We start from the raw sequence: 26,096 nt of genomic DNA, 5'->3' as shown, positions 1-26,096 counted from the left end.
GGTAAAGATTAATTACTCTTTAACCATAACGCTACGAACTATGTAAACCACCAAACCTATGAAGGCTACAATAGCGCCCATCATAAGCAAGTTTGAGTATCCTGCAGCTAATCCTTGAATATTCGCAAAAGAGAATCCTTTGAACAGATTCCCAGCAAAGAATCCGCTGAAAATAGAAATACCAATAGAAGCTGTAACATTCATAACCAAATCGTTCATACCGCAGCCACGACCAGACTCTTCAACAGGCAATGCGCTAAGAACAGTAGAAACGATTGGCGAATACATAAGTCCGCACCCAGCGTAGTAAACGCATGCGCACAGTGTTAATGTAAGGAACCCAGAATTGATGAATACAGCAGCACCAACCCATCCAAGAATCATAAGAACAGCAGCTGTAATAATACCAGCTTTACGTCCAATGAAACCGATGATTGTTCCAGAGCAAGTGCCAAACACTGCTGCTACGACGAATGCCCATACAAGGTAAGAAGAAACCTGAGAAGTATCCATCTTGTATAAAGCACCGCCAATTACATTGTAAATTGGAGGCATGCAATAGTTAGTAAAGTAGAAGATGAATATCAAAACAATTCCCGAAAGCCAACGCTTATTCTTAAAGAATGCAGGAGTCACAAACGGGTTCTTTGCCTTCATAATGTATCCAGCGAACACAACAAACAGCACGATGGATCCAAGTAACAATCCCCAAACTTTGTAAGAGAAGAACAAAGTCAACAATGTCACAGCAATACCGAATATGGTAAAGCCAAGTTTATCAATCTTTCCACCAATACCATTCTTAGTCGGTAAGCATTTAACGAGTACTGGCAAGAACAGAATGGTAATCGCAGGAATAAGGAACAAATATTGCCAAGCAATAGAGCTAAGAGCACCAGCAGCAAATACGCCGATAGAAGCAGAAAGCTGATATGCGGCAGTAAAGAGTCCAAAGAAAATAACTTTCAAATCATTGCGCAAATACTTAGTTGCAATAACAAGGAAGGAAGAACCTGCTACCTGTTCACCAGCAGTTTGCATAATGCGAGCAATAATAACAGTCCACAAATTTGGAGTAAAGAAGAAGTTTGCAATAAAACCAAACAAGGAACCAACAAACAGTGTTACAAGACCGATTGTTATAAGTCTGCGAAGAGAAACAAAGTCACCTAGAGAACCGTATATAAAGCACACGATACCTAGAACAATAATTGGCAAGCTTGTAATAAGCGAAGCTTGATCAGGGGCACCAACAGCCTTGCCAATCTGGTCGAATACAAGATTAAATCCCTGCAAACATAATGTTCCAAGAATAAAGGTTATAAGCAACAAAATCAGCGAGTAAATCGCCACTTTGTCGCGGGTTTTTGGATCCTCGTATGGATCTACCGCAGTAGATTTTGCAATTTCAGTCATAATAATCCGATCAATAAATATTTTTAATTTTTACATTTACGCATAAAGCATGTTGTGCAACAAGAAGCGTAGAAGGTCGCAAAATGTTGCACAACGCAAACAACATGATCTCAGCCAGCGATTTTTGCCAAGCCAGAAATACGCGTCATAAACTCGTTCAAGAATCGTGGAACGTCTACGCCAACAGCAACTTGCATTGTCTTAACAGGGTCATTCAAGCGCGTAACATCACCGATAGTACGACCGCGAGTTGGACCTTCCACATCAACCTGCATGTTAATTGGAAGCGTTGTAACAAGCGTTGGATCAACTGCAACAGCAACAGCCAAAGGATCATGCAAACCACATCCACCAAGGTGCGGAGCAGTTGTTTCATAAGCTTTGATGTAAAAATCAGTCATATCTGCAAGGAACTTGCCAGACTTGGTGTTAAGATCACGCCATTGCTTTGTCTCCTTGTAAGTAAGCAAAGTCTGTAAGGTAACATCCAAACCAATCATTGTCACTGGAGCACCAGAACGGAATAAAATATCTGCAGCATCTGGATCTTGGGAAATATTCGCCTCAGTCCAAGCGTTTACGTTTCCATGAATGGTGAGTGCTCCACCCATCAAAACAATCTTTCCGATTTCGTCTTTGATTTCTGGAGCTTTCTTCAATGCAGCAGCAATATTGGTCATTGGACCGGTTGGAACATACACTAAGTCCTTGCCATATTTCTTTACGGAATCAATAATGAAATCAACAGCGGATTCATCTTCTGCTTTGCGAGGAGAATCTGGAATTTCAACATCGCCAATTCCATTGTCACCATGAATAAAAGCAGATATTGGAAGCACTTCAAACGAATCTTTTGTGCTTGCGTGTGAAAGACCTTTATAAACTTTTACTTCTGGATGCCCAAGTAAATCTGTAATTGCAAGCGCGTTACGAACACCTTGCTCCATTAAAACATTACCGTATGTGCCAGTTATGCCAATAAGCTCCATTTCAGGGCTTCCAAGAGCATAAGATATAGCGAGAGTATCGTCAACACCAGTATCAAGATCAAGAATTAGCTTCTTCACTTGAGTTACCTTCCTTCTTATATTTAGGCATGGCTTACAGTCGTTGTAAATCATGGGTGTAATTGAATATCTAACTTGATATTTAAGTATCACCAATTTAAAAATTTTATTATTATAATCTCGAAAAGCAATGGCATATCTAAATAGAAGCAAGAAGGCATAATGTTGCTTTAATTGTTAATATTCACGAATTTTGTTATAAAATGTTATAATTTTCAACAAACGTTAATATATATAAACATATGTTTAGATTATAGCTGTGAGCTCAGCCACAAACTAAACATATGAATACAAAAAATTAAAACGCGTGTCAACAATCACAAATAATAACATTTGAAAAATATTCAAAAATATTCAAAAATTTAGATTTGACACGCGCGAAAGCAATGCAAAAGAAAACTAAAGTCTAGGCAAATACTTCTGCAATTCAAAAGGAGTGACCTGACGACGATACTCTTCCCATTCCTGATGCTTATTACGCAAGAAATACTCAAAAGCATGCTCACCAAGTACGCTAGCCACAAAATCAGACTTCTCCATAATCTTCAAAGCCTCATCCAAAGACTCAGGAAGTGGCTGAATGCCCATAGCCTGACGCTCAGCATCCGTAAGCTCCCAAACGTCGTCGCTCGTAGGCTCACATAAAATCATCTGCTTTTCAATACCATCTAAGCCAGCAGCCAACAAAACAGAGTATGCAAGATACGGATTCGCCACAGGGTCGAGCGCGCGAAACTCCATACGGCAAGAATTACCTTTGCCTGGCTTATATTGAGGCACACGCAAAAGCGCAGAACGGTTACTATGACCCCAGCAAACATAGCTAGGAGCCTCAGCTCCACCCCACAAGCGCTTATAAGAGTTCACATACTGATCGGTAACAGCGCAAATTTCCGCAGCATGATGCAAAATGCCAGCCGCAAATTGGCGCGCAATAAGCGACATATTAAACTCTTGCCCAGCCTCGTAGAAAGCGTTGGAATCTCCTTCAAACAAGCTTAAATGCGTGTGCATACCAGAACCAGGCTGATCCGTTAAAGGCTTAGGCATAAAGCTCGCATACATTCCGCGCTCAAGAGAAATCTCCTTAACAACAGTGCGGAAAGTCATAATGTTATCTGCAGTAGTAAGAGCGTCTGCATATCTTAAATCAATCTCGTTTTGACCAGGGCCGCCTTCGTGGTGAGAATACTCAACAGAAATACCCATCTGTTCAAGCATGCTCACAGCACTACGACGAAAGTCCATTGCCGAACTTCTTGGAACGTGGTCGAAATACCCACCTTCATCAATAGGAACAGGTGCTTTAGACCAATCGTCTTGCGTTTCAAATAAGTAAAACTCAATTTCTGGATGAACGTAAAAAGTAAAGCCTTTTTCTTTAGCTTTTGCGAGCGCAGTTTTAAGAACATGACGAGGGTCTCCAAGAGACGGCTCCCCGTCTGGCGTTAGAACGTCGCAAAACATGCGTGCCGTACCCTCTGGGCCGCCATGCCATGGCAAAAGTTGGAAAGTCGAAGGATCTGGCTTAACAATCATGTCGTCTTCTAAAACGCGAGTCATGCCTTCAATCGCAGACCCGTCAAAGCCAATACCCTCTTCAAACGCAGCTTCAAGCTCTGCTGGAGCAATAGCAACCGATTTAAGGGTTCCAAGTACATCCGTGAACCATAGTCTAATAAAACGGACATCACGCTCTTCAACCGTACGCAAAGCGAACTCTTGTTGTCTATCCATATCTACAGTCCAATCAGTATTCAAGTCTTATATTTTTCAACATGTTTTTAGAACAAAACGCAATGACTATATTATCTCTTATATTTAGTTTTTATTTAGAAATATAGCAATGAATTTACTTACTTTTAATTTAGCGTATTTGCAAGATTAAGCTCACATTTTTTTGCCATATTTATAAAAAATCTCTTTAGCTTGCTCATCACTTAAATCATCCGTATAAGTAACCTCAATCCCAGACTCTTTAAGATCTTCAACTGTCGCATAACAAATCATAAGATCTTCCACACATCTAGCAGACATGGTAAGAACCATGGGAGGAATAGCATCCTGTACTTCTTTTTTATATTCGTAGACTTTTGCATCAATTTTATTAGCTCGATTCACCATTAAAATCGCTGGAATACCGCGAAAATACTCTGTGAATCGTTTAACAGATTTTTCTGGATTATCCTCGTCTAAATCGCATAAAACGGCGACTCCACCGTTCTCGTCACTAAAACATTTAGCTCTAATACCAGCCATTTTACAAAAAGCAGCAAGAAGTTCCCCTGGTTCCATAACAGTTAGAAACAGAGCACACTTGGCTTTTTTACCCAGCAAACCTTCCAAATCTTCCTCAAAGTTTGCTTGCTCAATCTTATTTACAACATCATCGACAGAATCATGTTTTTGCTCTTCGCTAAATTCTTTTTCAAATCCAAGTAACGCATCTTCAAGCTCTTTATCAGTAAAAGATGTGCGAACTTCTTTCGACTCTTTGGAATTAGAAGAATTATTGGAATTTTTCCCATTATTCGCAAAGTTTTTGTCGCTACTATCTTCACTCAAACCTTCATGATCTGCACACATTTTGTACCCCTAACTTATTAAACAGCTAGTTAACGCCACTTAAAAATACTTTAAGCATAATCTACGCGCTTGGCAAACAATTAGGACCAAACAATATTTTGATCTCTGCAAAAAGTGACGTATCTCGCTTAACTCTAAATCTATCTCCAAAGGATAACACTTTTGCGCATCCTCTAGAATCAATCAAAGCAAGATTCATTTCGCAACAACCAGGATGTCTTGTAACAATATTTTCAAGCTCTTTTATACGTGACTTTTCTAATGCTTGCAAAGGAAGAACAATTGTAACAGGCTGAGCATCTTCCGCCTCTAAGCTTGGAACTTCAAACTCAGTTGCTCTTAAAGACACTGTTTCGTCTCGAACCTCTACCTGTCCCCTAATTCTCACAACTTGATCAATCGCAAGTTCTGCAGCAGATGACTCATAGACCTTACCAAAGAACATGCATTGTATTGAACTTTCCATGTCTTCAATAGTTACAATCGCCCAAGCATTACCTTTTTTAGATACTCGCCTGTCTACGCTAGTCACAAGGCCTGCAAGAGTTACCTGCTGATTTTCGCCCATAGTTTTAGCGCGATTTAAAAGCTGAGCAATCGACATTTCCCTAAGACCAGCCAACACAGCAGAAAGACCACTCAAAGGATGATCCGAAACGTAAAGCCCAAGCATTTCTCGCTCAAAGTTTAGCTTCGTTTTTTTATCCCATTCTTCAACATCTGGAATGTTGATTTGAGCATCTCCAAGATCACTATCGGAATCATCAAGATCAGCAAAAAGATCAAACTGACCGCCCGCCTGTCTGCGCTTAATAGAAATAACAGAGTCAATTAGTGGTTCACAAATTTCAAAAATAGCTCTTCTACAAGGATTAATTGAATCGAAAGCACCAGATTTAATAAGAGATTCAACAAGTCTACGATTCAAAGCGGCAAAAGATACACGGTTTACAAAATCCTTAAAATCAATAAACTTTCCGCGCTCGCTTTCCCTTTCGCTAATAATATCGTTAACGGCTTTATCACCAACATTCCTAACAGCTCCAAGTCCAAAACGAACTACATCTCCAACTGCAGAATATTCAAGAACAGACTCGTTAATATCTGGCTGCAAAACACGAATACCCATGCGTCGTGCTTCACCCAAGTAAAGCGCTGTCTTATCCTTATTCGTGCGCTCGTTCTGCAATAATGCAGCCATAAACTCCACGGGATAATGCGTTTTCAAATACGCAGTCCAATAAGAAATCAAACCGTATGCGGCTGAATGAGCCTTGTTAAACGCGTAACCAGAAAAAGGAACCAGAACATCCCACACAGCTTGAGCAGCTTCTTCTGAATAACCATGTTCTTTCATGCCTTTAAAGAACGGGATTTTTTCTTTAGCCAACACTTCTGGCTTCTTTTTACCCATTGCTCGACGCAAAACATCTGCTTTACCAAGGCTATACCCAGCTAAAATACGCGCAGCTGACTGCACCTGCTCCTGGTAAACAATCAAACCATATGTTTCGCCAAGAACATCTTTTAGAGGCTCAGCAACTTCAGGATGAATAGGTGTGATCTCTTGCAAACCATTCTTACGCTTAGCGTAGTTAGTGTGAGAATCCATATCCATAGGGCCTGGTCTATAAAGTGCAATCAAAGCCGATATATCGTTAAAGTTATCTGGCTTAAGTGTGCGCAGAAGAGCGCGCATACCGTCGGAATCAAGCTGGAAGACTCCTAAAGTGTCTCCCCTAGCAAGAAGCTGATATGTTTCCTTATCGTCAAGCGGAATTTTAGTGTAATCAATAGGCTCTTTACCATTATGCTCAACATTTTTAAGCGTATCCCTAATAACTGTTAAGTTGGAAAGACCCAAAAAGTCCATTTTCACTAAGCCCAACGTTTCGCAAGTATGATACTCAAACGTTGTTGTTATTGTTCCATCAGTACGCTCCAAAAGAGGCGAAGTATCAGTAATCGGCTCCGAGCCCATGATTGTTGCGCAAGCGTGAACACCAGTTTGGCGAATCAAACCTTCAATACCTTTTGCTTCTTCAGTAATTCGCTTCGTATCTGGATCAGTGTCATACATTTCGCGAAACTCGCGCGCCTCCGCGTATCTCTTTGATTTTTCATCAAAAATATCGTGGAAACTCATATCTTTTCCGTTTTTTGGAGGAGGCAGAATTTTTGTAATTTTTTCTCCAACTGAAAATTCGTAGCCCATTATTCGAGCTGAATCCTTCAATGCTTGCTTTGTTTTAATCGTTCCATAAATCACGCATTGAGCTACTTTATCTCTACCGTATTTTTCACCAACGTATTCCAAAACTTTGGCTCTACCATCTGGGTCAAAGTCAACATCAATATCTGGTAAAGATACTCGCTCTGGGTTTAGGAATCGTTCAAAAATCAGACCATGCTTCATTGGGTCAAGCTCAGTAATTCCCATAGCATACGCAACCATTGCGCCTGCTGCAGAACCACGTCCAGGACCAACCATAACACCATGTGCTTTTGCCCAATTTATGTAGTCTGCAACAACTAGGAAGTATCCGCAGAACTGCATTTGACATATAACACCACACTCGTAGTCTGCTTGTTTTAAGACTTCCATAGGAACATTGTTGTTATATCTACGCTCTAATCCTTCTTCAACTTTTTTAAGGAATAGCGAAGTCTCATCCCAACCTTCAGGGCAATCAAATTGCGGCATAAAAGCGCCATCTTCACCATCGTCGAACATAACGTTACAACGACGGGCAATTTCTAGCGTATTGTCACAAGCCTCTGGAAACTCTTTAAACAATTCACGCATCTGCTCGGCAGATTTTAAATAGTATCCAGAGCCATCAAACTTAAAACGGTCTGGATCATCCAAGCGCGAGCCTGAATTAATGCATAGCATTGCATCTTGCGCTTCACGATCTTCTTCGTGCACGTAATGCAAATCGTTTGTAGCAAGAAGAGGCGCATTAAGACGCTTAGCAATCTCAAGCAAATCTTTAGTAACGCGCGTTTCGATAGAAAGCCCATGATTCATTAATTCTATAAAGAAATTATCGCGCCCAAAAATATCCTGAAACTCGCCTGCAGCGCGTAAAGCCTCATCAAATTGACCTAAACGAAGACGCGTTTGAATAATTCCAGATGGGCATCCAGAAGACGCTATAACCCCTTTAGAATACCTTGATAACACATCTTTATCCATTCGAGGGTATCGCATTACGCGACCTTCTAAATTAGCTATAGAAGACGCTTTTAGTAGATTTGTTAAGCCTTCATCATTTTCAGCCCACATTGTCATGTGCGTAATCAAACCGCCGCCAGAAACATCGTCGCTTCTTTGCGCTTCAGTTCCCCAATGCACTCTGCTCTTGTCTTGTCTGGCTGTTTCAGGGGTCACATAAGCTTCGATTCCAATAATCGGCTTAATTCCAGCTTTTACAGCAGTACTCCACATTTCGTATGCACCATGCATATTTCCGTGGTCTGTAATAGCCACAGCTGGCATACCTAATTCTTTTGCACGTGCAACTAGGTCTGGTATCTTCGAAGCACCATCCAAAAGCGAATAATGTGTGTGATTATGTAAGTGTACGAAGTTTGTTTCCAACCTAGCCATAGTGGCTATTCTATAGATGCAATATGACCTGTTTTACTAAATAACTCTACTTTTACAATTCTTGTATGGCGTGTAAAGCGTGTTGCAAATCTAACGGATACTTCGATTCAACTTTAATAAGTTCTCCCGTTCGAGGATGCTTAAATTTTAAACTCATTGCATGAAGCCACTGTCTAGAAAGCCCTAATTTTTCACTTAATTGAGGATTTGCGCCATACATAGGATCGCCCACTACCGGATGTCCTATTGACGAAAAATGCACACGAATTTGGTGTGTTCTGCCAGTTTCCAGATTGACTTTCACTAAAGTCGCTCCCTTAAAACGCTCTATAACATCCCAATGCGTAATTGCAGGCTTACCTGATTTAGTTATTGTAAAACGAAAATCTGAAACTTTTGCTCGCCCAATTGGTGCATCAATTGTAGCTTTATTTTGTTTAAGATTTCCTTGGACTAAAGCGTGATATATTTTCTTCACACTATGATTTGCGAACTGTTTTTTCATTTCTTCATACGCAAAATCTGTTTTGCAAACCAGCATTAATCCGCTTGTTCCAACGTCTAATCGGCTTACGATTCCTTTTCGTGATTCATCGCACACGGTTGTTTTTATTTCAACACCGCTTGCCTCTAGACATTCTGGCACTGTTGGGCCATCCCAGCCTTTTGCTGAATGCGCTGCGACTCCAACAGGCTTATCTACTACAACAATATCTTCATCGTTATAAACTATTGGAATATCGCATATAGTGGATTTGCTAGTTGACTTTTCTTTTTGATCCTCAACTTCCTCTTGATTTATAACAATCACATCTCCATCTTGCAAAGTTGAGGATTTTTGTGATTTTTTATCTAAGATTTTTGCTTTGCCACTATCGATTAGCGATATTGCGTTTGCACGCGATACTCCCATAAGGTTCGACAAGCATACGTCGAACCTGCATCCAGAAAATTGACTCGTAACCGTAAAACGAATATCACTCATCATCGCGCTCTATAAGAGGAATCCCAATCAAAATAAGGCATATAACTGCGATTCCTGCAAACATAAGCTCAATATCTGCAACATTCCCAACGGACCATCCGTAGTTTATAAAATCTACGACTTTTCCGTTCAAAAAGCCCTGAGCATATTGCGCTCTATCAATAAGATTTCCAAAAGCTCCAGCAAAAGCTAAAGCAAGCGCAATAGTCCAATATAAGGATTTTGTGTGCTTAATAACAGCAGTCATAGCACCGCAAGCAGCGCAAGCTAACACGCTAATAACCCAAGTAAAAGAAGAGCCTAAGCCAAAAGATGCTCCAGGATTCCTAACAAGAGTAAAAGAGAGCAAGTGTGGAAGAATCTCAATGTTTTTTCCACCACTAAGCGCTGCTAAAGCCCAAACTTTTGTTACTCGGTCTAAAACCACGCCAATAAAAGCAATCAGTGCAAAAACGGCTGCGCGATTACGCAGCCGTTCTACACGCACATCACAATGCGTCAATGTATTTTTCCAATCTAACTGGATTTAGTATAACTACTTTTGATCCTGTTGATCCTGATTTTCCATAGAACTGTAAGTGTTCTCATCGGAAACCTGAGCAACAAGCTGACCAAGGAAGTCAGTCAAGCGAGTACGATACTCAGTTTCAAACTGCTTGAGGCTTTGAATGTTTCCTTCAATAACCTTAGTCTGCTTTTCAAGATTCTCACGCACCTGGCGAGCGTAAGCATCTGCAGCAGTACGAGTAGTGGAATCATAATCCGCTGCTCTATGCTGAACTTCAGACTCATATTGATCAGCCTGATCGTGAGTTTGCTTAGAATAATCATCAGCAGCCTGACGAACCTTACCAGAATAAGCATCTGCCTCGTTGTGAGCGCGAGCTGCATAAGCGTCTGCGTCGCTACGAGTACGAACAGAGTAATCATCCGCATCCCCGCGAGTCTGCTTATTGTATTCATCAGCTTCGCTACGAGTACGATTAGAATAATCGTCTGCCTTAGTAACGATCTCGTTGTATCGAGCTTGGCTTTCTTCGACTATCTGATTTGCCTTAGCCTTGCCCTTATCTACATACTGATCGTGCAATTGCATTGCAAGAGTCAACATTGCTGTAGCGCGTTCTGGCTCAGAACCGCCCACTTCTGCACCAGCACCTGCAATCTTTTGCAAGCTACCTGTTTCCGTGCTTGGCTCCATCTTAGCAACCTGCTCACGAAGCTGCTCTTCGCGCTTATGAGATTCTTCAAGTTGACGAGACAAATCCTGAACCTTTGCATTTTCCTGCTGTGTTACAACAAGTTGTTGACGGACTTCTTCCAATTCACGACCCAAATTCTCGCTACTTGCTCTAAAGTCATCGCGTTCGCGAGTAACGTTTTCAAGCTCTTCATGGACTTTCTTATCAGCGTCTGCCTTAGCATTATCAGCATTTGCAGCTTGTGCTGTGAGCTGATCTACTTGAGCACCTAAACCATCCAGCTGCTCTTTGAGCTGCTGATTCTGCTCGCTCAATGCACGATTATTTTCTTCAGCTTCCTTAAGCTTTGCTGCAAGATCATTGTCATTCTTGTTCGCACTGCTGGATGCTTCACGTAAATCATTATTTTCTTTTGTTAAAGATTCAACTTGCTTTGTCAAATCAGAAATCTTATTGTTCAAGCTAGCAACATCGGCGCCAAGAGACTGCGTGGAAGCTCCAAGCCCCTGCACTGCCTGCTGACCAAGTGCTTCTATTGTTTCTGTAACCTGATCCAAAAAGTCATCAACTTCGTCAACATCATAGCCTCCCTTGAATCGAACGATTTGGAAGGTATGCTCGCGAATGTCTTTAGGCGTTAACAGAGCCATAATGCATTACACCTCACTTTTGGGCGCGCAGCCCTTTTGATATATCTATTCGATGCTATCACGTCTATAGAAAAAATTGTGTAAAAAGCGATTATTTTTTTACGAAATCTACCAATATTTTTCTAAATTAATAACTATCGTGTCGCTTCATTAAAAATTGTGATTAATAAGCATCAGTAAAGCATATTCAAAAACATTTGTAAAACTAGTAACAAAAAGTACACTACCATAAAACTCACATCTAAACTTATGCTACCTAATCTTGCTGGTGGTATAAATTTTCGCGCAAATCTTAAAAGTGGTTCTGTCATAAAATATATGATTTGAGTGAATTTTTGCAAAATCGCATTTGGCTTAAAAGAATGGAATATAAACGGAATCCAATCTAAAACTGCGCGAATAAACAGTATTACTAGATAAGCGTTTATGAAAATATTCAAAATTAGTATTAAGCGTATTACAAGATCCATTAAGCTTTTCCTTTAAACTATTTTCAATAATTTTACACAATAGCTAAGTTAATCGTAAACCAAAATATAAGTACAGGATAAGTATAAATTTAAGGCAGATACCTAAAAGATATCTGCCTTAAATACAAGCTAAGCGTAGCAATCTAATGTTCGGTCGCTGGCGACTAGTCTCATGTTATTTAGCTTTAGGAGAATAAGTCGCGAGCAGATCCGCCATTAGGAGCATCTTCAACTTTTATATTTACTTGAGAAGGGCTTAAAAGGAAGACTCTAGGAGTTACTCTTTCTATAGATCCGCGAACACCAAACACAACGCCAGCAGAAAAATCAACTATGCGATATGCAACGGATTCGCTAACACCCGTAAGATTCAAGACTACTGGTGTTCCATCTCTTAAAGCTCTTCCAACTAATTGCGCATCCTCATAAGATTTTGGATGAATCGTAGTAATGCGACTCATACGACCTACATTAGATCGAGTAGAAGCACCATTACCAGATTGTGATGCAGCATCACCATTATGAAGGCTCATAGGAGCAACGCTGTGGTCGTTGTCAAACGAAGTATCCTGTGTCTGAGAATCAACGAAATCATCGTCGTCCTGAACATCACTCATGCCTACATAAGACATCATGTTCTTCATAAAACCAGCCATTAAGATGCCCTCCCCTAGTTATGCTTAACGCAGAAAATCAGGAATATCCAGCTCGTCTGGTTCGTCTTGAGGCTTCACTTGAGTAGCCTGTGTTTGATATTGCTTAACTGAATCAACAGAATCAAACATAGAAGAAACAGGTTCCGCGGTTTCAACAGTGTCCACAGGCTTAGAAGGAGCAGTAGTAGTGGAATGAGCTGGAGCCACAGGATCGACTCCTGCCTGCATATCTACGAAAGCACCTGCTTTGCTGTCTTCAGACTTAGGATGAGAATCGAAACCAGCTGCAATAACAGTAACACGAACCTCGTCTCCATAAGAATCGTCCAAAGAAAGACCCCAAATAATCTGCGCTTCTGGATGTATTGCCTTACGAACAAGCTCTGTTGCAGCACTTGCTTCTTGAAGCTTCAAATCACTTGGACCAGCAATATTGATCAAAGCACCATGAGCACCTTCAATGCTTTCTTCAAGCAATGGAGAGCTAATAGCGATTTCTGCAGCTTGCGTAGCTCTGTCTTCACCCTTCGCTGCACCAATACCAAATAGCGCAGTTCCTGCACCGCGAAGAACAGCGGTAACATCAGAGAAATCAACATGAATATAAGAATTCATGGTAATCAAATCTGTAATACCCTGAACACCTGCAAGCAATGCGGTATCTGCAGTCTTAAAAGCTTCAATAATTCCGATGGTTCGATCTGAAATTTCCAACAAACGATCGTTTGGAATCACAATCAAAGCGTCAACTTCTTTACGAAGATTCTCAATACCAAGTTTTGCTGATGCAGCACGCTGAGGTCCTTCAAAACCGAATGGACGCGTAACTACTGCGATTGTCAAAGCACCTTGCTGGTGTGCGGCGCGCGCAACAATAGGGCTTGCACCCGTACCAGTTCCACCGCCTTCTCCGCAGGTTACGAACACCATATCGGCGCCCTTTAATGCTTCTTCAATGTCAGATTGATGATCTTGAGCAGCCTTAGCGCCTTTTTCTGGGTCAGCACCTGCTCCTAATCCTCGACTCGAAGCGTCAGATAATGAAATCTTCACGTCAGCATCAGAACGCAACAAATCCTTGGCATCAGTGTTAATAGCCACAAATTCTACGTTCTGCAAACCCTCGGTGATCATTCGGTTGACGGCGTTACCACCGGCTCCACCGACGCCGACTACCTTGATTATGGTTTTGTCGTTGAAATTGTCAGTCTGGGCAATCTCGCTCACCGTTGTCTCCTGTCACTCACACGCACGTTTACGCATTACTTTAGCGCAAAACGCTCGATAATGGCGACGTTTTATGAATAAAAACTGAAAAAATGTCACCGATTCGATAATACACCGTGCTATACGCAAATCATTAATGCGTTTTATTAACAAAAGTTTAAAATATTAATTAATAGTTTATATTATGTTTTGTATACTCAAAAACCCTAGAAAACACTAGTAAAACCTAGTAACTTGCATCCATCGGATCATCGCCAAACAACTCCTCACGCTCACTATGAGAAGTTATTCGAGAATCCAACCACCCATATGGCAAATGAACTTTTTTCGCAAAACGAACTCGCCCACGCGGCGTGTCTAAAACTTGCTCAGGAAGCTTTAGTGAAGAATCTAACGCATCAACATTACGCTGAACATCCTCAATAGACTCACATTCCATAAAACTCTTACGAGTTCCACCTCCAACAGGGAAACCCTTTAAATACCAAGCAATATGCTTGCGCAAGTCATGAACAGCCATTCGCTCGTCGCCATCATAAAAATCGACTAAAAGCTCCAGATGTCTTAAAATCACCTTGCAAACTTGCCCAAGACTTGGATTAACGCGATTATCGCTACCATTGCAAGCAGAACGAATATCAGCAAAAATCCAAGGACGCCCCTGGCATCCACGCCCAATAGCAACGCCTGCGCATCCTGTTTCTTTAAACATTGCAAGAGCGTCATCCGCACCCCAAATATCGCCATTACCAAAAACAGGAATATCCAAAGCATCTACAAGCTCAGCAATACGGCTCCAATCAGAATGACCACCATAATATTCTGCAGTGGTACGCGCGTGCAAAGTTACAGCAGCACATCCTTCTTCTTGCGCAATATGACCAGCTTGCATAAAAGTCTCGTGATTTTCGTCAATACCAACGCGGAATTTAGCTGTAACAGGAATTCCTGCTGGATCACAAACAGAAACAACACGATGCAAAATCTCTTGAAGCAAATCTGTTTTCCAAGGAAGAGCAGAACCGCCGCCGCGCCTTGTAACTTTAGGAACTGGGCATCCAAAGTTTAAGTCAACGTGATCCGCCATGTTCTCATCAACAACAATTCGAGCAGCAAGCTCTACAATAGAAGGATCTACTCCGTAAAGTTGCAAAGAACGCACTTTTTCGTTAGGCGCAAAACGGCATAAGCGCAAGGCTTTAGGATTCCTTGCAACTAATGCGCGAGCTGTAATCATTTCTGCTACGTAAAGCCCATCCGGACCATATTCACGGCAAATCACTCGAAAAGGCCAGTTAGTAATACCAGCCATTGGAGATAAAACAACAGGAGTTGCAATATGAATTTTCCCTAAATCTACTGGTTTAATAGAAAAATCCATATTGCTTTAACTCCATTCACTTTAATATATTTTGTTTTCGTTTATTAGCGATTTTTCACTATACGCGTATTAATACAATCCGCCAGCCTGAGCAATCTTTACAGGCTGCGATTCATCAACACCGTTTTCTTTAGAAACATCCACACCACCGTCTGCAGCGCGAGTACCAACAATCTCTACAGGACCTTGCGGATACTTAACACGCTTTTCGTTAATGCGGCTTGCTACGTAATCCGCAACCTTGTCTAAGGAAACGCGCTCTTGTTGCATAGTGTCGCGCTCGCGGATTGTTACAGCATGATCTTCCAAAGTATCAAAATCAACTGTTACGCACAAAGGAGTACCAATTTCGTCCTCACGACGGTAGCGGCGACCAATAGCACCAGCCTCATCATAATCAATAACCCAATCATACTGGCGAAGATCTGCAGCCAGATCTTGAGCAACAGCTTGCAATTCTGGCTTCTTGCTCAATGGCAAAACAGCAGCCTTAACAGGAGCCAAGCGAGGGTCAAGTCTAAGAACAGTACGCTTATCAACTCCGCCCTTAGTGTTTGGAGCTTCGTCAACGTCGTAAGCATCAACCAAGAATGCCATAAGCGAACGCGTAAGGCCAGCAGCAGGCTCAATAACGTAAGGCACATACTTTTCGCCAGTAGCCTGATTGAAATAGCTCAAATCCTCGCCAGAATGCTTAGCGTGAGCAGACAAATCGTAGTCGGTACGGTTTGCAATACCTTCAAGCTCTCCCCAATCCGATCCTTGGAAGCCGAATTTGTATTCAATATCTACAGTGCGCTTGGAATAATGGCTTAACTTCTCTTTAGGATGCTCATACATACGCAAATTTTCAGGCTTTACGCCCAAATCGACATACCAATTTACGCGAGTATCAATCCAATATTGATGCCAAGCTTCGTCTGTTCCAGGCTCTACGAAGAACTCCATTTCCATCTGCTCAAACTCGCGAGTGCGGAAGATGAAGTTTCCAGGAGTGATTTCATTACGGAAAGACTTACCAATATTCGCAATGCCAAATGGTGGCTTTTGGCGTGTAGCAGTCATAACGTTCTTAAAGTCAACAAAAATGCCTTGAGCTGTTTCTGGGCGCAAGTAGTGCAAGCTGTTTTCGTCTTCAACTGGTCCTAAATGCGTGCGAAGCATCATGTTGAAATCGCGAGGCTCCGTCCAGTTTCCGCGAGTGCCGCAATCTGGGCAAGCAATATCTTTCAAGCCATTTTCTGGCATTTTGTCGCCGTGCTTTTCGGCATAAGATTCTTCGAGCTTATCTGCACGATGACGCTTATGGCAATTCAAGCACTCAATCAAAGGATCATTGAACACAGAAACGTGACCAGACGCAACCCAAACTTGGGAAGGCAAAATAACAGAAGTATCCACTCCAACAACATCGCCACGCGTAGTGACCATATAACGCCACCATTCGCGCTTAATATTGTCTTTTAACGCAACGCCCAAAGGACCATAATCCCAAGCAGAACGCGTACCACCATAAATCTCGCCAGCTGGGAACACAAATCCTCGACGCTTAGCCAAGGATACGACTTCATCAAGCTTTGAAACAGCCACAATACACCTTTTTCGTAAATCTAGAAAATTTGGGTGAAAACGGTGTTTATTATAGAAAAACCCTGTGACGCTAAAGCAACATATATAAGCATCATATATAAGCTAAACGAATACAATAAAGTGTAAGCATAATTTTGCAACACATATTTTTCACTTTGAGAGGATTTAAAATGAGCGAAAACACTGATAACAATACTTGCGATAACTGCGATACTTGCGATACTTGCGATAACAAGAATTGCCACAAAACTAATACAGTTGCAGCATTGTGCATTGCTCCTAGCGGAGTTGGCGAAGAACTTAGCGAATATGTAGCGGATTGCGTTAAAGTGATTCGTGATTCTGGCTTAAAAAACGAAACGAACGCAATGTTTACAAACATCGAAGGCGAATTCGACGACGTTATGCGCGTTGTAAAAGACGCAACTATGGTTCTTGTTGAAAAAGGCTATCGCACAGGCGTTATTTTAAAGTTAGACATTCGCCCTGGTTTTAACGATCAAATCGACGCAAAAGCTGCTCTTGTAGACAAGATTCTCGAAGAACGCGAAAACAAGTAAGCTTAAGTATTTAAGCGTTTAGGCAGTTTAAGCGTTTTTTACGCCACCAAACCTGCGGTCGCGATGCGCATAACGGTCAATTGACCTCCAAAGCGCTTCGCGACCATAATCTGGGAAAAGTTCTGGCACAAAATCAAGCTCCGCATAAGACGCTTGCCAAGGCAGAAAGTTGCTAGTGCGTTGCTCTCCCGAAGTGCGAATCACAAGATCGCAATCTGGAATATCTGGGTTATACAAGTGTTCAGCAATCATCTTCTCACTAATGCGATCGCCCTTAATTTTGCCGCTTTTAACTTCTCTAGCAATTGCCGCGCAAGCGTCTGCGATTTCCGCGCGACCACCATAGTTTAAGCAAAAAACAACGTCAATCGTAGTGTTATTTTTCGTTATCTCTTGAGCTTTTTCCAACTCGTCAATAACAGACTTCCACAATTTCGGACGTCTTCCAGCCCATCGCACGCGCACTCCCCACTCGTTCATTTGCGCAACCCTGCGGTGAATAATATCTCTAGAAAATCCCATCAAAAAATGCACTTCTTGAGGAGATCTCTTCCAATTTTCCGTAGAAAACGTGTACAAACTCAAGTAGCGAACACCTGCTTCTATTGCTCCTGCAATAGTGTCAAAAACCACTGGCTCCGCCGCTTTATGCCCTTCGGTACGAATCATTCCGCGCTCTTTAGCCCATCTGCCATTGCCATCCATAATCACACCTACATGGCGAGGAACTTTACCTTTAGGAAAATCTGGCACGCGGCTAGGATCACTAAATGGAGCTGCTGGAATATTTAACGAAGTGTAATCAACGTTTTCAAAACTCATAGTTAAAATCTAACAACCCCATTGAACGAATACTTAAACCCGTTTTGCAAAGCTTAATAAAAGCCTGCAAAATCAGATAAAAAATCCGCCAAAATCCTCTATATTTATATTTCTCGCAAAATCTCTATTAAAGCGTTTAAATATTGCTCTCCGTAGCAAGATTTGTACCATCTAGCATGTTCTAAGAATCCAGTATCGTAACCCCAAATTTTAAAGTCGTAAGATCCATTTGACTTTAAATAATAGTCTACAAATTCTACGCATTGTTCGATTTGACTTACAGATAAAACAAGCGGAAGCAACTCTTTTTCAACATCTGTTAATGGCCGAACGCTAGCATATCCTTGCAAAATTGACTTAACTAAATCCGTTCTAAATGAATCTTTTTTGCCATTCGCAATATCTACCCACTGAATTGTGTTGCGTTCTAAAGTCATTGCTAAATCGTAGATTGCTGTGTTTCTATACGCCATTCCAAAGTCAAATACTGCGCTTGGAGCACTACCTTCCCACATAAAATTAGATATATGCGGATCTCCATGAGTCCACTGCTTTTTTAGATTCGCGTACCCCAAATCGTAAATTTTTTTGCATGTTGGAGCAAATTCGCTTAAATCTTTTACAAAATCACGATTCTGCTCTTTTAAGAATTTCGCTAAATCAGGCCTATTTTTTAACCAAACTTCGGCATCACTTTGCACGTCTTCGCTTGCACAAAGACTAAATCTTGATTGAAAAGCGTTGATTTCCTTAGGATTTGGCTCGTCAAAACTTTGTGAAGCTAAGGCGATTTTTGCCATCATTGCTCCAAGATTTTTGGCTTCTTCGCACGTTTTAGGCGGATCCCAAGTGTACGCGTCTTTGTATCGGTCTTCTCCACTAGCTTTTAAAGTAACTTCGTAAGCGCAATCGCCTATTACAAGAAGAGTGCCGTCTACGTAAATGTCGCCACAAGTATCGCCAGCAGTATTCTTTTCTAAACCTAAAGACTCGCTATTTTTATTAAAATACAAGTACTTTGGCGTGCTTATTTTGTTTTTTAAAAGATGCTCAGCAAAACGATGATACGGCCTAATTGTGCTAGCTTGCCTCACTTTTGTGCTGCATCTTTTAATATAAACGTCCAAACTTTTAGATTGCTTTGATGAATCATCTTTGTAATGCGCGCGAACCAATGAACCTGCAGCCATCGGGCGCAAACTATGGCTTAAAACGCAATCAGCTTCTAGCGGCTCCTCTAAAAGAGAACACACCATATTTGCCTCATCTAAATCAACATTTGCCCATCTTTGAGCAACAATATCTAGCTGAGGGTCGTTGCTTTCGTTTTCCATATTCGCTCCAATTTACAGATATTTGACTACAGGCTCATTGTTTTTCGAGCATTTTTTTGCAGAATTATTTGACGCCAACTAGCTCATGCGCGGCTGCTGGCGACTTTGCTTATGCAAAATTAACGATTGCAAAACTAACGATTATTCTGGCAAATACTCGTTTGTTACGCACCCATTTTCTAGGCTGTTTAGCGCGCAATCAAGAGGCACGCTTAAGTGGCCATTTTCACTCATCCAACGAGTGTAGTTTTCCACCAAAGCCATGTCTGCCGTACCCCAGCGACCATTCTTGTCGTACCAAGATGGAATCACTTCGTCTAGCGAGGCACGCAAAGCCTCTGGGCTAATATGGCAAAGAGCATTCTGCAAAGCATCAACGCCAGCCTGAGGGTCTTTTCCTGCCATCTCATAGCCCTTAACTGTTGCACTTGCAAAGTTGCGTATTAATTGCGGATTCCGCTCAATCATCTCTTGGCGAGCGCAAACATAGTAAGAATGATGCGGTGCTACGCCAATAGAATCGAATGGAAGAACAACAACTTGGTCAAATGGAAGCGAACCCTGGTATGGCTCCCACCAAGCTACGTTAATAAATGCATCGCACATTCCGCGTTCTACGGCTCGAATGTCTGGCTCCCATGGGCCTGGGTCGATTGTAATCAGCTTGCTAAAATCGCCGCCGTCGGCAGCAACAGCCTGCTGAAGCTCCGTATACAAGCGCTTAACACCCATAGGGATTACTACGCGCTTTCCTTCTAGATCTTTAAATCGCGTAATGCCCGTGTTTTTATTTGTTATGATTCCGCCAATTTGCGATTGATTCATTACAGCAAACGACGTCAGCTTATTTGCACCATTTTGATGAGCCAAAAGCTGGTTTAAACGAACAAGAGCTATATCTACTTCTCCACGCTCCAAGCATGCTGGAACATCGCCGCGCTCTGTATCTGTGCTTGTAAACTCTACATCTAATCCGTATTGTGCATACAATCCGCGCTTTCTTGCAAGATACATACCTGCGTGATTCGTCCATGGATGCACATATTCAAGACGTACTCTTAGCATATTAACTCCTTTGTTTTATAGTGATTTGTGATTTTATTATTTGTGATTTTATTTTGACTTTTATTTGCGACTTAACTTGCGATTTAACTTGCGACTTTACAAAAATGGGCGAGGTAATTAATCCCCGCCCACAAATCAAATTTATAAGTTGATTTTACTTGTAATCTTACCCGTAGAATCAGGCGCGCACTTCTTTGCCAGAAGCAAAGCGGCTCAATGCGCCAGTGGCAGCAATACCCTTATACAAGTACCACATCAAAACGCCACCGATTACAGCACCAGAAATCATGCTGCAAATAGTGTGAATCACCATGAATGAACCAAAGATTGGAACACCTGCATAGTAGAACGGGTAGGTTGAAACGATTCCACCCAAACCAGCTAATGCGCCAGAAAGTGCGCTTAAGCCAACATTCCACTTGCGATACATGAAGAACAAGAATGCAAATTCAGCGAACAAGCCCTGAACAAATCCAGGAAGAACGGTACCGATACCGCCCCAGTGGCTTCCAACAGTCAACTCAACCATTGCAGCAATAAACTCACCGAACAATGCTGCACCTGGCTTGCGAACCATAATAGCAGCCAAAGGACCAGCAAAATAGAACAAACCGTAGTACAATGCGCTGACGCCTGGAACTGGAATAAGCTTAAGAGCAGCAGAAATAGGCTCGCTAATCAAACCGATACCCCAGAAGATAATACCAGAAGCTACAGCTACAACAACCGTGAGCGTAATATCAGCTACATTCCATCGCAAAGATGGACGCACGGTTTCTTCTTCAACAGATGCACCCATTAGGGTCTCCTTTCATTATCAGTTATCAAACAAAGGCGACCCTGCAGAAAACTCCGTACGTCGGCATTAACCGAATCACGTTAAACGGTTAGACAGTAATCTTCTCAGCTCTTTGAAAGAGCACCCGTGTCTGATATCAATCATTATTGCATCAGACAGCGAGGACAATTATTATAAAATTCAAACAAAAAATTAACAAAAACGCTCACTAAAACGCTAAAGCAAGACGCTAAAAAAGCTATATTAAATCACATATTATTTTCTAATAAATGCATTGATTTAATTGGACGCTCAAGATAATATTCACACCACTGCTCAACGCATCTATACGTTAAATAATCAATATCTGTTCCGTCTATATTCTTCCAATCGCCATTAATCAAAGAAATCATTTGAAAACGTGCTAAATCATTGCACTTAATTGACTGCAAATCATGATCTTTAGAACACATAACTCCTCCAGAACAAGAGGAAAAATATGATAAATCATCTTTAGTTGCACAAACTACGCATTCATTAAGCATAGGAGACCAGCCGGCTAGTTTTAACGCTCTTAAAACATATGAGAATCCAATTGAATCAGCACTATGCAATCCCCTAGAAAGAGCAGATAAGGCTGCAACAAGCAGATTGTATTGCATACAAGAATCCTGATACTGTGCAGAAGACGAAACCAAATCATCTGCGATTTCCGCAATCATGCTAGCGCGACTATACAAATCATAATCAGCACAAATACTCTCAGCATAAGCAGAAACTAAAACTGCTTGAGAAACAACATCAAAAGTTCTTCCAGTAGCAAAAAGTGCATTCACACGCATAAAAGGTTCTAAACGCGCCCCAAAACGAGATTTTATTTTCCTAACACCTTTTGCAACAGCACGAATCTTACCATGCTTTTTAGTAAGCATAACTACAATTCTATCCGCTTCCCCTAAAGGAAAAGTTTTAAGAACTACAGCCTCATCGTTATACAACGGCATGAAAATCAAAAACTCTTAATCTGCTAATCCAAAGTATTTTTATAGATTAGTTGTGACTTGGATTCACAAAACCACCGAAATTAGATTCGCCAGTATCATCCAAATCATCTGAATCATTATTGCCAGCATTGTTAGCATTAAAATCTTCAGAAGAAGCATTAAAATGATTCATAACTGGGAATGAAAGATCTGGAATATCTAAATTGAGACTTTGCGACGGCTCAAATTTAGGAGATGCAAGAAGAGACAAATTCAAATCACCAACAGGGTTTGAAGCACTACTCTTTGAATCATTCTTATCATCATCTTTAGCATTAACAGCATTAGAATTAGCAGCATTAACATGATTCTGACTATAAGAATCTTGGCTAGGCGCAGCTGGAATAGCACTGTCTCTTGTATAAGTCTGCGGATAGGAATCTTTCGGAGCATACGATGGTGGGAACGTAGGAGGCATAACAGTAGACGCCTGAGACATCTCGTCATCAGTATCATCATTAGGCTCTATATTAGCAGAATGAGGCGTAAAAATAGCCCTATCCCCATGGTGCAAATCGTTAAGAGAAGCACCACTATTGTTATCAACACTGTTGTCTACAGGTGCGAAAATGCTTTGCCTATCTTGAGGCATATCTTCAACATGCTGTGCAGAACTATTATCACTACCTGCCACACGCTCAACGACTGGCACACTATCTGCACTAATATGATGCGAATCTACTTCATCAACTGTAGTTTTAGAAAAAATATCATTTGCAACAGGATTATCTGCTTCAACAATATTTTGAACAGGATTTACTACAGACGAATCCGCATTATGCTCAACAGGAATAGATGGAGGCATAGGATTTGCAGATTGCACAGGCTGTGGCATCGGCTGACTATATGCTGCGTTAACAGAAGATGCGGCAGCACCATTAGAATCAAAATCTAGGTACTTAGAAACACGATCGTAAGATTCAAGCCTACTAAGCAATCGTATGCAAGCGTTCAAATAATAATCCACTTGACGCTCATCGTATCCGTGTTTACCAGAACGCTGTGTAAACAACACGTTGGAAACAAACATTGCGTCAATGCCATCAAGATCGCTTGAAGTATTGCCCCACGTTGGCTTATATCCAAGAAGAATAGAAATCTTATCTAAGGTCTTATTAACAACATTATCGACCTGTTTTTTATCATACGAAGGCTTGCGTGATTGACCAGAATCAAAACGCATCTTGTAATCGCGCTGAGAATGATTAAGCAAAACACGGTATTCACTATCGGCTTGTGCTTTCCAAACGATTCTACCGCGATGAGAAATTTCGTATTCAGTTGTTTTATCTACAACAGCACGTTCCAACCTAGAAAGAGCCGCATCAACTTGAGGTATAGCGTATCCTTCATCTTCTAAATCGAAGGACACGTCTTGAATATCTTTTTGTGTAAGACGAATGTCGTCGGACTCATACAAAGAATGGGCACGCTCAAGAAAATCATTAACTTGCTCTACGCTGTAACCCTTCTTGCGCTTACCTACGCGCTCAATACCAGAAGAATTACGCGCAGTATCGGGTTTACTTGCCATAAACAATAGACCTCCTGAACATATCATTATTGAATATACTCTACGCGATTGTTAAGACGCTTCAAAACGCAAAACGCAAGCGCTAAAAGACACACGCAAATCGCGAATCACGCATCTAGTACACACCATACTGTATCTTGTTTCAAGCGGGCGATTAGCTCAGCTGGCTAGAGCGCCACCTTTACACGGTGGATGTCGGGGGTTCGAGTCCCTCATCGCCCACTTTCCGCTTTTCTTGATTAGCGTATCTCTCGCGTGTTTGTTTATTTTTTCCCGCGTTTGTTTACGTATTTGCTCAAAAAGGGAACAAATGCGGGAATACCTATGCCTCTTACTTCTTGCGTAACTCAATCTCGCCGCGGCTATTAGTGATTTTTGTTAGATTTGCATCATTGATGAGACAAATGTAACGAATCTAGGGCAAAAACCGTTAGATTTGCATCATCCGCGAGACATTTGTAACACTTTTTGACCAAAAAACGTTACAAATGCATCATGAGTGAGACAAATATAACAAATCGTTATGGAGTGTGATAGAATTATTTCACCTGTGTGGGTTGCTCCTACACGTGATTTCATTGAGCTCTTGTTCATTTAGGACAAGAGCTCAGTTGTTTTTATTCACATTCTGAGGCGCGAATCGACGATTTCGAGATTAGATCAAACTCCCGAGTTTGTTTATTTCTGCCCGAGTTTGTTGTCATATTTGCTCAAATGATAAACAAACACGAGCGCGACGACCTGACTGAACACTCAAAGCGTGACGCGCGAAGACATGTCGCCGCTCGTCACTTTGCGCGTAACTTAATCTCGCCGCGTCCAACCCACAGTATGTGTTTGCCGCGAATATCCCACTTGCGCCGCTTCTTACCAGCAACCACAGCGATCATCATGGCAAGAATCGCCGCCGAGAATATCATCGCTATAACAAACAGCGTCATCCAGAGCGGCCACTGCACATGGTCCTCTGGCGCCGCAACCGGGTCAGGCAGCACACGATACCCAGTTACCAAAAGCCTATGCGAGTTCACACCATACGGCGTACACGTAAGCAAAGTCGCTAAATCGCGCCCCTTCTCGCGCTGAAGCAAACTTATATCATGCGGATCCACCACATTTATGCGAAACACCTTGTATCGCAATGTCTCACCTTGCACGTCAAGATAAAAGTAGTCACCCTTTTTAAGGTCGGTTAGCGAGTCGAACATGGTTGCATTCGCCAAACCAGTATGCGCCGTAATCACAGTATGCCTGTTTTTGCCGCCCACTGGCAAATCCGTGCCGTACAAGTGTCCCGCGCCTCGCGCCAGCGTCTCTTCTTTTGTACCGTGGTAAATCGGCAGCTTTACGCCAATCTTCGGTATCTTTACAATGCCAATAATGCCCATCGGCTCCTCAAGCGCTTTAAGATAACGCTTGTATCCAGGCGTGTTAGTTATGTCTTCCTGACCGTCGCCGCCGTACGGGTCTCGCGTGAGCATATCTTTGCGCGTTGCGTTGTAGCGTTTCGCAGCGCGAATGTGTGCGCGTCGCACATCTCCAGCCTGATCGTGATTATATTTATCGTACGCAGTGGAAATCTCCTTAGAAACGTGATTATTCCACAGCGTTGAGCACACAGGGTAGCTAAAGCACAGAATGCCTGCAAGAACCAGCGCAATCGGCTCTAGAATGCGCATCAGTGTGCTTTTCTTTTTAGTTATTTTTTTAGTTTTAAGTGTATTTTGGTTTATATTTTTGCTTGAGTTGGATCGTGGAGTTTGCTCTTCGGTTGCTTGCGATTCTTCCTCTAGCAAATCACTCGCACCAGCCACACTGCTCGTGCCAGCCACACTGGAGGTACGCTTCGCCTTATTCTTAAACAATTTAGCAACCGCGCGCTCGCTCAACGAGTGGCACCAATTGCTAATATCGGCTAGCTTCATAACTCCTCCAAGCTCAAGCTATTGAATTAAATAACTCCGCACTTTGTACCACATTCGGTCTAAATCAGGTACAAAAAGCGGAAAATAATGCGCGCATATTCCACCTACTTGGTGTTGCGCGAGGTTTGAGTATTTCTCTCCTCGCAAGTCCCGTCGCTACGCTCCTCTTTTATTGCTCGTATAGAAATACAT

Annotated in this window: 21 protein-coding genes, 1 tRNA gene and 1 riboswitch; of the genes, 2 read left to right on the top strand and 20 right to left on the bottom strand. The window is 41.8% G+C overall.

The genetic code is table 11. From position 1 onward, the window contains the following. Nucleotides 1–12: 12 nt before the first annotated feature. The 13 genes from HXT24_RS03375 to HXT24_RS03315 form a co-directional block, all read right to left on the bottom strand. A complete protein-coding gene (locus HXT24_RS03375) occupies nucleotides 13–1,416 on the bottom strand; it encodes an MFS transporter (protein WP_004112416.1) in 1,404 nt (467 codons plus the stop codon). Between the two features lie 110 nt (nucleotides 1,417–1,526). Next, a complete protein-coding gene (locus HXT24_RS03370) occupies nucleotides 1,527–2,483 on the bottom strand; it encodes a nucleoside hydrolase (protein WP_422119176.1) in 957 nt (318 codons plus the stop codon). Between the two features lie 399 nt (nucleotides 2,484–2,882). Further along, nucleotides 2,883–4,220 carry a type I glutamate--ammonia ligase gene (glnA, locus tag HXT24_RS03365; protein WP_004112411.1) on the bottom strand — a complete coding sequence of 446 codons (1,338 nt, stop codon included), beginning with the start codon at nucleotides 4,218–4,220 and terminating at the stop codon, nucleotides 2,883–2,885. A 153-nt stretch (nucleotides 4,221–4,373) separates the two neighbouring features. Then, nucleotides 4,374–5,069: a hypothetical protein gene (locus HXT24_RS03360; RefSeq protein WP_019261428.1), complete on the bottom strand. Its 696-nt coding sequence runs from the start codon at nucleotides 5,067–5,069 to the stop codon at nucleotides 4,374–4,376. Nucleotides 5,070–5,130: 61 nt separating this feature from the next. Continuing rightward, nucleotides 5,131–8,682: a DNA polymerase III subunit alpha gene (gene dnaE / locus HXT24_RS03355; RefSeq protein WP_004137938.1), complete on the bottom strand. Its 3,552-nt coding sequence runs from the start codon at nucleotides 8,680–8,682 to the stop codon at nucleotides 5,131–5,133. Between the two features lie 52 nt (nucleotides 8,683–8,734). Further along, nucleotides 8,735–9,667, bottom strand: a complete 933-nt coding sequence (locus HXT24_RS03350; RefSeq protein ID WP_422119175.1) for an RluA family pseudouridine synthase — start codon at nucleotides 9,665–9,667, stop codon at nucleotides 8,735–8,737. Then, nucleotides 9,660–10,154: a signal peptidase II gene (locus HXT24_RS03345; protein ID WP_116692235.1), complete on the bottom strand. Its 495-nt coding sequence runs from the start codon at nucleotides 10,152–10,154 to the stop codon at nucleotides 9,660–9,662. The genes HXT24_RS03350 and HXT24_RS03345 overlap by 8 nt, the downstream gene beginning before the upstream one ends. A gap of 48 nt (nucleotides 10,155–10,202) precedes the next feature. Beyond that, nucleotides 10,203–11,519 (bottom strand): DivIVA domain-containing protein, encoded by a 1,317-nt coding sequence (locus HXT24_RS03340; RefSeq protein ID WP_004116826.1) that lies wholly within the window; start codon nucleotides 11,517–11,519, stop codon nucleotides 10,203–10,205. 173 nt (nucleotides 11,520–11,692) lie between these two features. Then, nucleotides 11,693–11,989 carry a YggT family protein gene (locus HXT24_RS03335; RefSeq protein WP_422119174.1) on the bottom strand — a complete coding sequence of 99 codons (297 nt, stop codon included), beginning with the start codon at nucleotides 11,987–11,989 and terminating at the stop codon, nucleotides 11,693–11,695. Between the two features lie 185 nt (nucleotides 11,990–12,174). Beyond that, nucleotides 12,175–12,645 carry a cell division protein SepF gene (locus tag HXT24_RS03330; RefSeq protein WP_422119173.1) on the bottom strand — a complete coding sequence of 157 codons (471 nt, stop codon included), beginning with the start codon at nucleotides 12,643–12,645 and terminating at the stop codon, nucleotides 12,175–12,177. 24 nt (nucleotides 12,646–12,669) lie between these two features. Continuing rightward, nucleotides 12,670–13,872 (bottom strand): cell division protein FtsZ, encoded by a 1,203-nt coding sequence (gene ftsZ, locus HXT24_RS03325; RefSeq protein ID WP_004124823.1) that lies wholly within the window; start codon nucleotides 13,870–13,872, stop codon nucleotides 12,670–12,672. 226 nt (nucleotides 13,873–14,098) lie between these two features. Next, the gene (gene dusB / locus HXT24_RS03320; protein ID WP_422119172.1) at nucleotides 14,099–15,253 is read right to left on the bottom strand and encodes a tRNA dihydrouridine synthase DusB; all 1,155 of its coding nucleotides are present in this window, start codon (nucleotides 15,251–15,253) and stop codon (nucleotides 14,099–14,101) included. 69 nt (nucleotides 15,254–15,322) lie between these two features. Next, a complete protein-coding gene (locus HXT24_RS03315; RefSeq protein ID WP_422119171.1) occupies nucleotides 15,323–16,843 on the bottom strand; it encodes a glycine--tRNA ligase in 1,521 nt (506 codons plus the stop codon). Between the two features lie 170 nt (nucleotides 16,844–17,013). Here HXT24_RS03315 and HXT24_RS03310 point away from each other — a divergent pair, with 170 nt between their 5' ends. After that, nucleotides 17,014–17,403 (top strand): MTH1187 family thiamine-binding protein, encoded by a 390-nt coding sequence (locus HXT24_RS03310; RefSeq protein WP_422119170.1) that lies wholly within the window; start codon nucleotides 17,014–17,016, stop codon nucleotides 17,401–17,403. 27 nt (nucleotides 17,404–17,430) lie between these two features. Here the strand turns inward: HXT24_RS03310 and HXT24_RS03305 are convergent, their stop codons facing one another. The 6 genes from HXT24_RS03305 to HXT24_RS03280 all read right to left on the bottom strand — a co-directional run bounded on the left by HXT24_RS03305 (nucleotide 17,431) and on the right by HXT24_RS03280 (nucleotide 23,979). After that, nucleotides 17,431–18,225 carry an isoprenyl transferase gene (locus HXT24_RS03305; protein ID WP_004112377.1) on the bottom strand — a complete coding sequence of 265 codons (795 nt, stop codon included), beginning with the start codon at nucleotides 18,223–18,225 and terminating at the stop codon, nucleotides 17,431–17,433. Between the two features lie 104 nt (nucleotides 18,226–18,329). After that, nucleotides 18,330–19,559, bottom strand: a complete 1,230-nt coding sequence (locus HXT24_RS03300; protein ID WP_422119169.1) for a phosphotransferase enzyme family protein — start codon at nucleotides 19,557–19,559, stop codon at nucleotides 18,330–18,332. A gap of 141 nt (nucleotides 19,560–19,700) precedes the next feature. Further along, on the bottom strand, nucleotides 19,701–20,624 hold the full coding sequence (locus HXT24_RS03295; RefSeq protein ID WP_422119168.1) for an ABC transporter substrate-binding protein: 924 nt from the start codon (nucleotides 20,622–20,624) through the stop codon (nucleotides 19,701–19,703). 178 nt (nucleotides 20,625–20,802) lie between these two features. Beyond that, nucleotides 20,803–21,423 (bottom strand): ECF transporter S component, encoded by a 621-nt coding sequence (locus tag HXT24_RS03290; protein ID WP_004112368.1) that lies wholly within the window; start codon nucleotides 21,421–21,423, stop codon nucleotides 20,803–20,805. 35 nt (nucleotides 21,424–21,458) lie between these two features. Then, nucleotides 21,459–21,561, bottom strand: a riboswitch (TPP riboswitch). A 110-nt stretch (nucleotides 21,562–21,671) separates the two neighbouring features. Continuing rightward, a complete protein-coding gene (gene recO, locus HXT24_RS03285) occupies nucleotides 21,672–22,406 on the bottom strand; it encodes a DNA repair protein RecO (protein WP_004115648.1) in 735 nt (244 codons plus the stop codon). Nucleotides 22,407–22,452: 46 nt separating this feature from the next. After that, a complete protein-coding gene (locus HXT24_RS03280; protein ID WP_422119167.1) occupies nucleotides 22,453–23,979 on the bottom strand; it encodes a DivIVA domain-containing protein in 1,527 nt (508 codons plus the stop codon). A gap of 148 nt (nucleotides 23,980–24,127) precedes the next feature. Between HXT24_RS03280 and HXT24_RS03275 the strand changes: the two genes are divergently transcribed. Further along, a tRNA-Val gene (locus HXT24_RS03275) sits at nucleotides 24,128–24,201 on the top strand. Nucleotides 24,202–24,767: 566 nt separating this feature from the next. On the opposite strand, the gene HXT24_RS03270 is transcribed toward HXT24_RS03275, so the two are convergent. After that, nucleotides 24,768–25,904 (bottom strand): class C sortase, encoded by a 1,137-nt coding sequence (locus HXT24_RS03270; RefSeq protein ID WP_422119166.1) that lies wholly within the window; start codon nucleotides 25,902–25,904, stop codon nucleotides 24,768–24,770. Between the last annotated feature and the right edge of the window lie 192 nt (nucleotides 25,905–26,096).

Origin of the sequence: Gardnerella sp. DNF00354 (assembly GCF_049262755.1) — a bacterium.
Taxonomy (GTDB): domain Bacteria; phylum Actinomycetota; class Actinomycetes; order Actinomycetales; family Bifidobacteriaceae; genus Bifidobacterium; species Bifidobacterium vaginale.
The sequence above is the reverse complement of the archived record's forward strand: the minus strand, read 5'-3'. Positions and strand labels throughout refer to the sequence as shown.